Source organism: Sutcliffiella rhizosphaerae (assembly GCF_917563925.1).
GTDB classification, from domain to species: Bacteria; Bacillota; Bacilli; order Bacillales; family Bacillaceae_I; genus Sutcliffiella_A; species Sutcliffiella_A rhizosphaerae.
The window spans coordinates 35,374-48,584 of sequence record NZ_CAKJTJ010000005.1; the positions used below are offsets into that span (position 1 = coordinate 35,374).

Genomic DNA, 13,211 nt, shown 5'->3' on the forward strand with positions numbered 1-13,211 from the left:
GTAATGAAATTGTTATTCTGCTGTTCTTTGAATCTAGTGAAAACATGATATTATGAGAGTCATTGAGTCAAATACATAGGAGGTATTTAGTATGAAAAAAACCATGTTTTCCTTGGTGACAGCAGCTGCCCTTGCAGGCACGTTTAGTTTAGGTGCAAATGCCTCTGCTGCAGAAGTAACAGTAAAGAAAGGCGACACGCTTTGGGACATTGCCAAAGCAAACAATATAACAGTAAATGAAATAAAAGAATGGAATGGACTATCGAGTGACGTAATTCATCCTCAAGATAATCTAAAAGTCGCACTTTCTGAACACTACAAAATAGTTAAGGGAGATACGTTATGGGGAATTTCCCAAAACTATGAAGATGTTACTTATCAAAAGCTAGCAGAGTGGAATGGAATTCCGAACCCAGATTTAATATACGCTGATGATGAAATTATTATTTACACAGCAGGAAATCCAAGTGCGGTTGATGCACCTGTAAGAGAAGAAGTGCCTGTAGACGAAACGCCAGTTGAGGAACCAGTAGAAGAGGTACCAGCTGAAGAAGCTCCAGTTCAAGCGCCTACAGAAGAGGAACCAGCAGAGGAAGCCCCAGCTGAAGCGCCTGCAGAAGAAACACCAACTGAAGCACCAGTAGAAGAAGTACCAGCAGAAGAAGCTCCTGCAGAGGAAGAAGAAGCGGCTGCTGATCCTGAAGTTGCACAAGAGCTTACGATGACTGCTACTGCATACACTGCGACATGTGAAGGTTGCTCAGGTATTACCGCTACTGGTATTAACTTACTTGAAAACCCTGACATGAAAGTAATCTCTGTTGATCCTAACGTAATTCCACTCGGATCTATAGTATGGGTTGAAGGTTACGGTGAAGCTATAGCTGGAGATACAGGTGGAGCGATTGTGGGAAATAAAATTGATATATTTATTCCTAATCACCAAGATGCTGTAAACTACGGTGTACAAGAAGTACTTGTGAAAGTTTATAAGTAAGATTAATTTATGGGACTGCTCTTTGAAGGGCAGTCTCTTTTGTTTTGGAGGGAAAGCTGAAAGTTAAGCAAAATTGTCATGAACTTTGGGCTTGACAAGAAATAGCCCTGCTTTTGGTTCAACATACGTGTTCAAGTAATGGACTTTAAAGCAAAATAACAAAAGGGATAAATTCCTCCATTACAATAGTATCAAGTGAAGACACAGTCGCGCATGTTCTTAAACCAGCGATAATCTAGCAAATAAAGGGCTTTTTTAAAAAAATGTTGCAATTTTTTGATTAATCGTACTAAAATAATAGTACGTACTAAAAAAACAGAACGTTAAAATAATATGTATTTTAAAAAGGAGTACAATCATATGAAAAATAAACAAACAAGAATAAGTAATGAGCAACTAAAGTTACTTAGTAATGCTCATCGAGTTCAAATAATAACCCTATTAAGCAATGAAGAATTAACGGCTAAACAGCTTGCCGAAAAACTAGGGCAGTCCCCTGGGAGTATTCATTATCATGTGAAAAAGCTCTATGATGGGGGATTAATTGAACTTGTCAGAACGAATACAATAAATGGAATTGTAGAAAAGTATTATCGTTCCATTTCTAATGGCTCTTGGTTTAACGCTGATGATTTGAACGCAAGTGATCCTTTACTAGAAAATGACGGGAATTCTGATGATGTTACGAAATTGTTTTTGCGCTTAGTCCTCTCATCAGAAGAAAAAGAGGAATTTTTAGTAGAAATGAAAAACCTACTTGAGAGTTGGATTAATCGTCCGACACGTATTACTGACAAGAAAAAAGAATTTGCTGTTGGAGTAAAAATGGTGTCTGCCGAATCTAGAGAGGGGGAATCTTTAAATGAAGGAAGTACCAATATTTAAAAATAGGAATTTTCTAATGCTTCTTTTCGGCAGGATTTTTACGAACATCGGAGATAGTTTTTACACAGTTGCAGCAATGTGGCTTGTTTACGAGTTAGGGGGATCGACCTTTTATACTGGGCTTGCGGGTTTTTTATCTATTTTGCCTAGAATTATTCAATTTTTATCTGGTCCAATGATTGACCGAATTCCATTGAGGAAATTACTTGTTTTTACCCAGGTTGCTCAAGGAGTTTTAGTTACATTAATACCAATTATGGCATATTTCAACATCTTAACGATAACAGTCGTATTAATAGTTGCTCCACTTTTAACAACGTTCAATGTCTTCGTGTATCCTGCACAACTTGCAGCACTTCCTAGAATAATTCCAAAAAATCAACTGATGAAAGGGAATTCCTTGTTCTCTTTGTCTTATCAAGGTGTAGATATTGCATTTAATGCATTGGCCGGTATTCTAATTTCTTTGATTGGAGTTTATACCTTATACATTATTGATGCGTTTACATTTGCTTTTGCAGCTATCTTCTTTATGCAACTTTCCATGGGAGTAGAGAATCGTATAAAACCTTCTGAAAAACAAAAATTCATTGTTAGCTTTAAAAGCTACTGGGAAGAATTGAAAGAAGGATCAGCTATACTTTTCAATACATTTTTTTCTAGACTTTTAGCTGGGGCAATTATTATTAACCTGGTGGGAGGAGCAACTTTTGTCGTACTACCTGCATTCGCAAGTGAGCAAGGGGGGGCACACTGGTATGGTTTTTTATTAGCAGCTCAAGCAATAGGTGTTTTTGTCGGAGTTTCTATTGCACCCTATTTAAATATGGAGAAATACAGATTAGGTATGATTTATATAGTTGCCTTTTTTATTAGTGGGATTCTTTGGACTACATCCATTTTTATGCCATCCATGTTAGCAACCGTAATCATATATGGACTTGCATGGGTACCGGGTGGAGTCGTAAATATATTGATCTTCACAGTTATTCAACGATTAATTCCGAAAAATATGTTAGGAAGGGTATTTTCTGCAGTAACGAGTATAAGTGGTTTAGCCATGCCTTTAGGAAGTTTAGGAGGCGGAATTTTAGGAACATATTTTGGTAGTAGTACAGTCATTTTATTAAGTGGGTTATCAGTGACAATTGTTTCTATTATATGGCTTATTGATCCTATAGTGCGAAGTATTCCTTCTACAGCTTCAATGGATGAAAACACATTTACAGTTGTGGCAAAATAATACCCCTTTCTATTACCTTCAAAATCAATTAAAATATGAGAATGTTTCAATATATTTTTGGTGAATGGGGGAGTTCATATGATAAGAAGACTTAACAAAGATGATCATGACAAGTGCTTCGCTTTTCTTAGATTACAAGCTGCTGAGAATCTTTTCATTATTGGGGATATTGAGGCATACGGATATGATCAAGACTTTCAAAAAATATGGGGAGAGTTTGATGAAAATGAGGAGCTAATGGCAGTATTACTTAAGTATGAGGAGAACTATATACCTTTTGCAGTTGGGGATTTTAATGCTGAAGGTTTCGCAACCATTATGAAAAGTGATCAAAATTTTAAAATGATGTCTGGATTAAAAGCGGTTACTGAAAAAATAGAACCATTTGTAACAGAACGTTTAAAAAGAAAAAGAGAGACATATTACGCAAAATGTACAAGTTTAAATGATGAACTTGCTGAAACTATTGAATCCACTGAAGTTAGGCAAGCCACACCTGACGATGCAGAGACGTTAGTAGCTCTTTTACAATCGATACCAGAATTCAGTGATTCAACTATCACTGTAGATAGAAAGCGGCGAGGATTGGAAGATGGGGTTTCCCGTACTTTTTTCATTAAAGATAAGGATAAAATGGTTTCCACAGCATCTACAACAGCGGAAAATTCATTTTCGGCTATGGTAGTCGGTGTGGCAACACTTGAGGGATATAAGAAAAAAGGTTATGCAACGCAATGTGTGGTTTCATTGTGTAGACAGCTATTAAATGAAGGTAAAGACCTTTGCTTGTTTTACGATAACCCAAACGCTGGTGCAATTTACAAAAGGATTGGCTTTGAGGATATTGGATTTTGGATGATGTACACCTTTGAGGATGCAGTATAATAGCTTTTATGCTTACTTGTAATGTTTATTCAAATGGAAATGTGGAATAAAGGAGTAGATAACCTCAACAAAAGCTGGTGAGCCGAAATGAAAATAAGAGAAGTCTTCCATGCTTATAAATCAATCTTGGTCCCATGCTTATTCATATTCCTTGGAATTACATTGATGTTTGCAGCGTCCTCATTGTTTCTAGAATTAGCGGAGGGAATTTTGGAAAAGGATACGTTTGCATTGGATGAAGCGATTCTTTCTTTTTTTCAATTAGTTGAACAACCCTTTTTGACAACATTATTCTCCTTTATCACAGAACTTGGCTCCATTTGGTTTATTACTCTCATAACTATCTTTTTGTCATTATATTATTGGAAAAAGGAACAAGATGTTATAGTTGCTATTTTTGTAATAATAGCATCGGCAGGTGGAGGTATATTAATTCTTCTCTTGAAGTATATTTTTCAACGAGAAAGACCATCACATGCACCTGAATATGATGGTAGTGGTTTCAGTTTTCCGAGTGGCCATGCATTAGGAAGTTTCATTATATACGGATTTATCATTTATTTATTATTCAAAGAGAAAAGATATATGAAAACTCGAATACTATTAATGGCTTCTTTGCTTTTGTTAATCATCTGTATTGGTCTGAGTAGAGTTTATCTTCATGTTCATTATCCCACTGATATTATTGCAGGATATTCTATTGGATTAATTTGGTTGATCTGTTGTATTTTTTCTATGAACCTGTCGAAAGTATATAGTAGGAAGGTCACCCGCGTGAACAGTTTAAAAAAGTAGACGGGCTAGTATGTGCCCGTCCTACTTCATCGTATTTTCTACTTCTTTATGAAATTCCTCTCTTATTACATCTGAATCATTAGTATCATACTCATCTTGTAATAAAGGAAAAATCTTCTCATAGATCATCGTTTGTCGATATAAGTCTCTGTCATATTCATGATTCAACTCTTTTATTGTCAAATTAAGTGCGTCTGCATAAGCTTTCTGTTGAGGGAACTCATGTGGTTCTACTTCTTCTTCTATCCAAGTACCCAATTCTTTGTCCGAAATAGTAACACTGTATTTAGTAGTTGATATCTCTACAAGTGCTTCATAATATTGTTTTGCATATTCCCCTTTTTCAATTGCTTCCTCTTCCGATAAATCACGTTTATTCATTAATTTTTCGTCCCCAATTGCACGAATCACCCATTTTTCTAGATCTTTATCTTCCAATTCCATTTTTTTTCCGCGTTCTACAACATCATCAAGAATGAATTTATATTCATTATATGAAAGTTCCATCCCGTCAAATAGCCCGTCTAAAGGTGCAGGCTCATTTATTATCTCTTCTTGCTGACATGCTGTTAACAATAGAAGAGAGCAGACGATAATAGAAGTAACCAAATGTTTTTTCATTTTATTTCACCTATAACTTTTTCTTTTATCGTACCAGTAAATGAAAATGAGAGCAAAGCAAAGGTGTTTTCTTATTATTAATGGTGCTTAGGTGAATGGGAAACGAAAGGTAACATGCATTGTAATTTCTAATTTTCGGAATATGTGAGATTTAATAGATGTTTATTTGAATTAGTATTAAATTTAGGAGTTGAGAGATTTGCTAAAGTTTGTTTCTACGTTTATGGTTATTACCGTTATCGGAGTCATAGGTTATCATTTTATTGATTATGTTGATGAAGGTTCTCTTTTTTCTTCAACCACTTTAGCTTCTGTTCAAGAAATTGAACATCAGGAGTATGAAGAGGCTATCATTTATCAGGAAAACAAGGAAGATCAATCGTTAGAGATTTTGTCTAAACAACACAAGTATTTAAATGATATAACTGGTTGGGGTGGAGCAGATACTATAGACCTTCGCAATTTAAAGACATCAGACGAATGGAAAGAATTAAAATCTGCTTTGGATTGGCTGAAATCAGAAGGCTTCGGACCTTCAAAAATTAGAAATGATATGGAAAATGCAAATGCGCTAATCCTTTTGATAGAAAGAGAGGATGATCGAACTGCATTAAAATACTTGCATCGAATATTACATGATCTCGATGTGACTTTAAATGAAGTGACGGAGCAAGAAGGGGAAACAAATATCTGGGGTGTTACACATGCACTTGGCAATAATCGTGAAATAAGAAGAGTGAATAATTATTTGAAGCAGAACTTTTAATTGGGGTATTTGCTAACACAAATACTAGGATATAGCTTTCCCTAACGATACATGTAAAACAAAAAGCCTAACTAAAGTATTCTTACATAAAATAAACAAAAAAAGCGGAAATCATCTCCGCTTTTTTTGTTTATCATTTTATAGTAAGTCCCAGCACATAGCACAAGACATCGGCGCTTATTTATTTTGCGGAAAATTCAATTAATTTGGTGGTAGAAAAAAGGAAATATGCCTGTTCTTGTAGAAGAGTATACTCAATGAAAGGAGATAAGGAGGAATCCGTCGTGAGAATTACAGAATTTATGGGCAATAAAGTCTGCACCATGATGATGGAATCAGAAGGATACAAAGTGATTATAGAGTTTATGTATTCTGAGATTCATCGAGAAATTCTTGATTACAGTTTCCGAATTAATGGCAATCCTACCTTGAATACTCGTAATAAAGTAAACGATAAAGCAGAACAGAGAATGTATGAATTGTTTCAAAAACTAACACATAATGTGACTTAGGTGACTCTTCAGGAGTCTTTTTTTTCGCTTTCTTACTTGGCTAGAACTCATTAATAAGAAATAATGGCTGCAGAGGAGGAACAATATGCCTATAAATTTAGATATGATTGAAAAATGGGATAGAGAGGATTCACTAAGTAAATATCGTGAAGAATTTTATCTACTAAAAGATTCAATCTATATGGATGGAAATTCATTAGGACTTTTGTCAAAGAGAGCGGAACAATCGCTTCTTTCTATGTTGGATTCTTGGAAAAAACGTGGTATAGATGGTTGGACTAGCGGAGAGGAACCATGGTTTTACCTTGCTGAAAAGCTAGGAGAAATGAGTGCACCGTTAGTGGGGGCAAGATCTGAAGAAGTAATTGTAACAGGATCTACGACTACAAACCTGCATCAGTTATTAGCAACCTTCTACATACCCGATGCAGAAAGAACGAAAATTGTATCGGATGAGCTCAATTTCCCCTCAGATATATATGCAATTCAAAGTATCCTATCATTAAAAGGATACAAACCAGAAGAACATCTAATCGCTATTAAGAGCAGGGATGGGCACACTATCGATGAGGAAGATATAATAGCTTCTTTGAAAGAGGATGTTGCTCTATTAATCTTACCTACAGTACTTTATAGAAGTGGTCAGCTGTTTAATATAGAAAAAATAACGAAAATCGCTCATGAGAAGGGGATAATAGTAGGTTGGGATGGCTGTCATTCGGTTGGTACTATACCTCATAAGTTTCATGATTGGAATGTTGATTTTGCCTATTGGTGCAATTACAAATATCTTAATTCTGGGCCAGGTGGAGTCGGATCCCTGTTTGTCCATGAAAAGCACTTTAATAAAACCCCTGGATTGATGGGGTGGTTCGGATCAGATAAGCAAAAGCAATTTGATATGGAACATACCTTTTTAAAGGCTAAAAATAGTGGTGCTTACCAAATAGGAACACCTCATATATTCAGTATGGCTCCGTTACTTGGAGCTCTGCAAATGTTTAATGAAATAGGGATGGAGAAACTACGTGTTAAATCTCTGCACATGACAAAAATTATGATGAGTCTAATCGAGCAGGAACTATCGCACTTTGGTTTTAAGATTATCAATCCGAAAGAGGATACATCTCGCGGCGGTCATATCAGTATCTTGCATCCGGAAGCAGCAAGAATATGCAAGGCTTTAAAAGAGCACCGTGTAGTGCCGGATTTCCGTAAGCCAAATATTATACGTTTGGCCCCAGTCGCATTATATAATACCTATCAAGATGCCTATGATACGGTAATAATATTAAAAGAAATCATGCAAAATAAAGAGTATGAAAAATTCACAAATGAACGTGAAGTGGTAGCTTGAGGGAGGGGAAAGATATGGAGATAATTGATATTTCAAGAAAATTGGATGTAACTACACCAACTTGGCCAGGAGATACTCCGTTTTCATACCGTGTAAATTGGTCAAAACAACATACGGGCTCTGTCAATGTTGGAAATGTTACGATGAGTGTTCATACTGCGACACATGTAGATACTCCTTTTCATTTTACAGAAGAAGGAGAGAAATTGGATGAGATTGCACTTTCCACATATATTGGTGACGCCTTTGTCGTTGACGTTACTGGAATAGATAGTGTCCAACTGGAAGATGTGAAGAATAAACTGAAAAATCAAGGAGGGAAAAGGATATTATTTAAGACAAACGGATGGAAAATAGCAACTATTTTTCCCGAATTGATTCCAACGCTAGATAAAAAAGTAGTGGAATTTCTGCAAGAACTAGCTGTCCCTCTCATAGGCTTGGATCTTCCTAGTGTCGATAAAATTGATAGTAAATCGCTTCCTATTCATCATGCTTTGCATATAGCTAATATACATATATTGGAAGGTTTAGATCTCTCAAGTGTGGAAGAAGGAGAATATCAACTAGTTGCCTTGCCTCTTAAGATATCAGGATCTGATGGCAGCCCAGTACGTGCTGTATTACTAAAACCGTGAAGGTAATTATTTGCTTTCTTCCCATCCTTTTCATAAAATATATTTATTCTAAGCGGATGAGGTATGAACATGAAAAAATGGCAAAAAGTCAGTTTAGTGGCCAGTGGTATAGTTTGTAGTATTGTTGTAATTACTTGTGTTTATTTATGGGCTACACCATATAAACTTATAGATGAAAATAGTCTAAAATCAGATGAAAACGTAATGGTAAAGGATAGTAATAATTGGATTACTTTCTTTCCGAGTGAAAATAATGATGAAGCAGGTGTAATCTTTTATCCCGGTGGTAGAGTTGAGGCAAATGCATATGCCCCAATAGCTAGACGCGTAGCTGAACAGGGAGTTCCATTCATTATTGCGAAAATGCCATTGCACCTAGCTGTATTAAGTTCAAACAAAGCAGATACTATTTTAGAGAAATTTGATGAAAGAGAATGGGTGCTTGCGGGTCATTCCCTTGGTGGGGCAATGGCAGCGAGGTATGTAAAGCACAATCCAGATAGAGTCTCTGGGCTCATATTGTTAGCGGCATATCCAGCAGAAGGAGATGATCTCACTGATTTTGCAGGGGAAGTTCTCACCATTAAAGGCCAGTTAGACGGAGTTATTAATGAAGAGCGGTTAACAGAGTCTGATCATTTGCTCCCATCCCAGACTAGCACCATTATCATTCAAGGAGGGAACCATTCTCAATTTGGTGATTATGGACTTCAAAATGGAGACAATGAGGCAAAAATTACTAAAGAAGAGCAGTGGAATCGTATCGTGGAGGCAATAGTGAGGAGCTTTTAATACTCCTCACTAATGAAATTAATTGATGATTCCTGTTCCTTTAATGTCCACTGTTACAGTAGGGTTAATTTCGATATTAGGATATACCTCTTTCCAATTTATCTTTTTCCATACATCATAATGGTGAATTTTAACCTCTTGACCTGTTCTTAGTACATCACTGTTTGCCTCTTGAATGATACCAACCACTTCAACTACCTTTTCTTCTATTGTTTGTGAAACTTTCTTTTCAAGTTCCTTCACTTTTTTCTTGCTAATTAATCCGTCCTTAGGATACTCCATAACATATGCGGTAAGATTAAGGTCCATATCAATCTTAATGTCAGTAGATGAACGAACAACGGATTTTACTTTTCTCTTAACATCTTTAATACCAATCATTAAATGTCGATTTTGAAAATTTTGTTCTTCTGGATGCACTACTATATTCAGTTGCGCTTGTTTTCCTTTTTTACCCATCAATAAAATTAATAAGGTAGACTGTTCAGCGTCTAGCTTCACACCTGTATAAACCTTATCATTAAAGAGCGCTACCCCGGTTAATTCAACGTCTTTTGTTTCGGTTTTTTTTAAAACTGGAAGGGAGAAATCACCAGTTGGATCAAACATAATTGGACAAACAGTCTGTACAGTTTCGTTTACAGCAAGTGTGTCTTCCTCAGAGGTAATAAGCAAATCGCTAATCGCTTCGGTTAAAAGCGTCTCTTTAATAGATCGCATGTTAATAATCTCTCCTGCCGTGCCTTCTACAATTGCTAACTTTGCACCTAGAGGAGCAGCAGGGTCGCGATACAAGATATCAAGTAAGGAGTAGAGATCCTCGGTTGCTAATTCTTCTCCTATTAAACAAACCCTCATTTTACTCGGTGAAAATTGTCCAGGTATTTTCCTATCTAATGATAAACGAGTATCACTAATCGTAGTCCCAATACCTTCTACTACGGCAACGGAAGCCTCACCAGGCTTTCCGCCGACACTTAGCGTTTTTGACTCTCGGATAGCTACGTTAGAAATGATTTGTCCATCTTCGCCTTTATCCAAACCAATAATAAATACTAATTTTAAATCTTTTAACAATTTTTGATCCCAGCATCCTGTAAGTAAAGTAAAGGAAAGTAATACGATTAAAAGACGAACGAATTTACGTTGAAGCAGCATGTTTTTTCTCCTTCCTCCATTTTTTCTTTATCACGGCAACCATAAAGAATAATAGTGGCAACACGAATGCAAAACTCAAAATAAGGTATTGGAAATATTTCCCTACCTGTTCCATTAAAAACTTGTCCTGGAAAAAGAATCCCGAGACAAAAATTGGAATAACAAGAAAAATTGGAAAGTATGCATGTGTATCCTTTTTAAATAGTTCTTTAAGTCCAATGCTTGCTTGAAACAGATAGATAATAAAGGAATTAGTCATCGGTATGATCCAGACCGCTAGAAAAACTAAATCTAACCGTTCTATCACTTCAAAAGAAATGGCTTTTAACATGTAAAGAACAGGTTCAGGTACAAGGGGTAATTCATCTGGACTAAAGTAAATTAAGCTTGTAAAAACAAAAAATGTATAGATACTGACAGTAGAGATGTTTGCGTATGTTAAGGTTCTCAGTGTCTTTGTTTTATTTAAAACTGTGTGATAGACGATAAGAATTATTTCGAATCCTGTTAATGCAATCATTACGTCTTTCGTTGCTAAAAAGATATCTTTCCAATTAGACTGTTTTACAGGCAATATATAGCTTAACTGGACGTCTTTATAGACGGAGATAGTGAGTATTATAAAGAAAAGAATGATAGGCGTTAATAAACTGAAATACCTTGCAATCATTAGTATATTGTCACTAGCTAAATAAACAGAGACGATGATAATCAAAAAGTAAATAACCCAAAAAGGTGTTAATGGGAGCATCCAATTATTAATTAAACTTGTCTGTAATACAGCTACTAGAGCTGCAACTGTAGTGAAATAAACCGTATATATTAACACAAACATGTTACCTAAAACTTTACCAAAAAGTGCTTTTATGATTTGGTAGAGGTTTTTCCCAGGAAAAAGTTTAACCAGATTTATGGAGATGAAAATCCATAGCTGAATCACAATACCTGCAAATAACGTAGCCATCCAACCATCACCTTTAGCAGAGTTATGTACTGCGAAAGGTAGAGAAAGAATACCAACCCCTAATTGAGTTTGTATGATAAGAAAGAAAAGCTGACCTTGAGAAATGGCTCGATCTACAACCTTCTTCATGTTTAATAACTCCTTATTATGACTTCTTATTTCTTTGTTTAGGTTGTGTATCCCTGGGCCGCTTCTTAAAGAAGGGAAGTGGCACACGTATGAGTGTATCTTTAAGCTCAGAAAACTGAAGCGTGCTTAATGGAGAAAAGTAAGGGGTACCAAAGGATTCCAGCTTGCATAAATGGATAAGAACAAACATAGCAAGGAAACTCATACCGATAAAACCAAACATAGCTGCCATTAACATAAATGGAAAACCCAACATTCTAATGGATGAACCCATTTCTGTTATGGGAATCATGAAAGACGAAATAGCAGTTATCGCTACTACAATTATCATCGTGTTTGAAACTAGATTTGCTTCCACTACTGCAGTCCCAATTACAAGTCCGCCAACAACACCAATTGTTTGTGCGATACGACTTGGAAGTCTGATAGCAGCTTCCCTTAAAATCTCTAACGTAATCTGCATGGCCAAAGCTTCAATTAAGGGGGGATATGGAACATATTCCAAAGATGATTTAATAGAAAATATAATTTCAGTAGGTAGTATTTCATAGTGAAACGATACAATGGCAATATAAAGCGCAGGGAGCATAACGGTTATTAAGAAACCGACTAATCGGAGAAACCTGATGAATGAACCAAACTGTGGTCTGCTATTATAATCATCGGGTGATTGAAAGAATGTAAAAAAGGTAGCAGGAACAATTAAAGCACTTGGGCTGTTATCTGCAATTACTGCAACTCTTCCATCCAATATATTTGCGACTGTTCGATCAGAACGCTCAGTACTAAGCATAGTTGGAAATATAGTCATATTTGAGCTGAGAAATTCTTCAATATGTCCCGGTGCAAGGACATAATCAATATTAATTTGTGATAATTTTTCTTCAAGCGTCTGAACAATTTTCGAATTAGCAATATGATCTAAGTAAATGATTGCTACTTTAGTATTGGATTCAAAACCAATGGTAAAATACTTAATTTTAATGTTTTGGTTATGTACTCGTTTTCTGATTAACGCAATGTTTGTTGAGAGAGGTTCGATAAAGCCTTCATGAGAGCCTCGAATTACTCCTTCTGTTTCAGGCTCTTTAATATTACGCGACGTAGGAGATTTAGCATCAAATACTAGCAATAGATCAGTACGATGTCTAACTAGCACACAGCTACCTTCTAATAGTCGTTTTGTAATTTCTTTGACACTATTGGTTTCCAAAATAAACGTTTCCGCCAATTTCATTTCCATACTGCCAATATTCATTGGCTTAATAATTCTTTCTTCTATTGTTTTTTTATCGACAATAGTTTCTATATAAACTAAGTAAGCTTCTTCATTTTGCAGAGGTGCATAATCTAAGATGAAGTCCTCAGAATGAACAAAGTGCTCTCTTAAAAAAAAGAGATTTTCTTCAAGCTTATCCGTAAATACGTCGGAATCTTTATTCATCTTCATAGACAATGGCACCTCCAAT

General features: G+C 35.8%; 14 protein-coding genes. 10 read left to right on the forward strand and 4 right to left on the reverse strand.

What is annotated here, in order from left to right; all coding sequences use genetic code 11:
• Positions 1–91 precede the first annotated feature (91 nt).
• From LRP81_RS23335 to LRP81_RS06415, 5 genes are all read left to right on the forward strand, one after another.
• The gene (locus LRP81_RS23335; RefSeq protein ID WP_317987040.1) at positions 92–997 is read left to right on the forward strand and encodes a LysM peptidoglycan-binding and 3D domain-containing protein; all 906 of its coding nucleotides are present in this window, start codon (positions 92–94) and stop codon (positions 995–997) included.
• A 360-nt stretch (positions 998–1,357) separates the two neighbouring features.
• Positions 1,358–1,882: an ArsR/SmtB family transcription factor gene (locus LRP81_RS06400; protein WP_230500431.1), complete on the forward strand. Its 525-nt coding sequence runs from the start codon at positions 1,358–1,360 to the stop codon at positions 1,880–1,882.
• Entirely contained in the window at positions 1,860–3,125 is a 1,266-nt protein-coding gene (locus LRP81_RS06405; RefSeq protein ID WP_230500432.1) for an MFS transporter, read from the forward strand. Before LRP81_RS06400 ends, LRP81_RS06405 begins: the two co-directional genes overlap by 23 nt.
• A 78-nt stretch (positions 3,126–3,203) precedes the next feature.
• A complete protein-coding gene (locus LRP81_RS06410; RefSeq protein WP_230500433.1) occupies positions 3,204–4,010 on the forward strand; it encodes a GNAT family N-acetyltransferase in 807 nt (268 codons plus the stop codon).
• An 87-nt stretch (positions 4,011–4,097) separates the two neighbouring features.
• The gene (locus LRP81_RS06415; RefSeq protein WP_230500434.1) at positions 4,098–4,805 is read left to right on the forward strand and encodes a phosphatase PAP2 family protein; all 708 of its coding nucleotides are present in this window, start codon (positions 4,098–4,100) and stop codon (positions 4,803–4,805) included.
• A gap of 21 nt (positions 4,806–4,826) precedes the next feature.
• Here LRP81_RS06415 and LRP81_RS06420 read toward each other — a convergent pair whose 3' ends face one another.
• Complete coding sequence (locus LRP81_RS06420; protein ID WP_230500435.1) at positions 4,827–5,426, reverse strand: hypothetical protein; 600 nt, start codon at positions 5,424–5,426, stop codon at positions 4,827–4,829.
• Between the two features lie 199 nt (positions 5,427–5,625).
• Between LRP81_RS06420 and LRP81_RS06425 the strand changes: the two genes are divergently transcribed.
• From LRP81_RS06425 to LRP81_RS06445, 5 genes are all read left to right on the forward strand, one after another.
• Positions 5,626–6,192, forward strand: a complete 567-nt coding sequence (locus tag LRP81_RS06425; protein ID WP_230500436.1) for a hypothetical protein — start codon at positions 5,626–5,628, stop codon at positions 6,190–6,192.
• Between the two features lie 284 nt (positions 6,193–6,476).
• Positions 6,477–6,704, forward strand: coding sequence for a hypothetical protein (locus tag LRP81_RS06430; protein ID WP_230500437.1), 228 nt, complete (start codon positions 6,477–6,479; stop codon positions 6,702–6,704).
• An 85-nt stretch (positions 6,705–6,789) separates the two neighbouring features.
• Positions 6,790–8,061: a kynureninase gene (kynU, locus tag LRP81_RS06435; protein WP_230500438.1), complete on the forward strand. Its 1,272-nt coding sequence runs from the start codon at positions 6,790–6,792 to the stop codon at positions 8,059–8,061.
• A 14-nt stretch (positions 8,062–8,075) separates the two neighbouring features.
• Complete coding sequence (locus LRP81_RS06440; RefSeq protein WP_230500439.1) at positions 8,076–8,699, forward strand: cyclase family protein; 624 nt, start codon at positions 8,076–8,078, stop codon at positions 8,697–8,699.
• Positions 8,700–8,768: 69 nt separating this feature from the next.
• Positions 8,769–9,491, forward strand: coding sequence for an alpha/beta fold hydrolase (locus LRP81_RS06445; protein ID WP_230500440.1), 723 nt, complete (start codon positions 8,769–8,771; stop codon positions 9,489–9,491).
• Between the two features lie 18 nt (positions 9,492–9,509).
• Here LRP81_RS06445 and LRP81_RS06450 read toward each other — a convergent pair whose 3' ends face one another.
• The 3 genes from LRP81_RS06450 to LRP81_RS06460 are packed head-to-tail and all read right to left on the reverse strand — an operon-like array spanning position 9,510 to position 13,192.
• A complete protein-coding gene (locus LRP81_RS06450) occupies positions 9,510–10,649 on the reverse strand; it encodes a Ger(x)C family spore germination protein (protein WP_230500441.1) in 1,140 nt (379 codons plus the stop codon).
• Positions 10,633–11,742 (reverse strand): GerAB/ArcD/ProY family transporter, encoded by a 1,110-nt coding sequence (locus LRP81_RS06455; RefSeq protein WP_230500442.1) that lies wholly within the window; start codon positions 11,740–11,742, stop codon positions 10,633–10,635. The genes LRP81_RS06450 and LRP81_RS06455 overlap by 17 nt, the downstream gene beginning before the upstream one ends.
• Before the next feature lie 16 nt (positions 11,743–11,758).
• Positions 11,759–13,192, reverse strand: a complete 1,434-nt coding sequence (locus tag LRP81_RS06460) for a spore germination protein (RefSeq protein WP_230500443.1) — start codon at positions 13,190–13,192, stop codon at positions 11,759–11,761.
• Positions 13,193–13,211 lie beyond the last annotated feature (19 nt).

What these genes read in the sequence shown, in the direction of transcription:
- LRP81_RS06455 (WP_230500442.1), bottom strand. Translation starts at nt 11,742, where the DNA reads ATGAAGAAGGTTGTAGATCGAGCCATTTCTCAAGGTCAGCTTTTCTTT.
- LRP81_RS06415 (WP_230500434.1), top strand. Translation starts at nt 4,098, where the DNA reads ATGAAAATAAGAGAAGTCTTCCATGCTTATAAATCAATCTTGGTCCCA.
- LRP81_RS06440 (WP_230500439.1), top strand. Translation starts at nt 8,076, where the DNA reads ATGGAGATAATTGATATTTCAAGAAAATTGGATGTAACTACACCAACT.
- LRP81_RS06460 (WP_230500443.1), bottom strand. Translation starts at nt 13,192, where the DNA reads ATGAAGATGAATAAAGATTCCGACGTATTTACGGATAAGCTTGAAGAA.
- LRP81_RS23335 (WP_317987040.1), top strand. Translation starts at nt 92, where the DNA reads ATGAAAAAAACCATGTTTTCCTTGGTGACAGCAGCTGCCCTTGCAGGC.
- LRP81_RS06410 (WP_230500433.1), top strand. Translation starts at nt 3,204, where the DNA reads ATGATAAGAAGACTTAACAAAGATGATCATGACAAGTGCTTCGCTTTT.
- LRP81_RS06420 (WP_230500435.1), bottom strand. Translation starts at nt 5,426, where the DNA reads ATGAAAAAACATTTGGTTACTTCTATTATCGTCTGCTCTCTTCTATTG.
- LRP81_RS06445 (WP_230500440.1), top strand. Translation starts at nt 8,769, where the DNA reads ATGAAAAAATGGCAAAAAGTCAGTTTAGTGGCCAGTGGTATAGTTTGT.
- LRP81_RS06450 (WP_230500441.1), bottom strand. Translation starts at nt 10,649, where the DNA reads ATGCTGCTTCAACGTAAATTCGTTCGTCTTTTAATCGTATTACTTTCC.
- LRP81_RS06400 (WP_230500431.1), top strand. Translation starts at nt 1,358, where the DNA reads ATGAAAAATAAACAAACAAGAATAAGTAATGAGCAACTAAAGTTACTT.
- kynU (WP_230500438.1), top strand. Translation starts at nt 6,790, where the DNA reads ATGCCTATAAATTTAGATATGATTGAAAAATGGGATAGAGAGGATTCA.
- LRP81_RS06405 (WP_230500432.1), top strand. Translation starts at nt 1,860, where the DNA reads ATGAAGGAAGTACCAATATTTAAAAATAGGAATTTTCTAATGCTTCTT.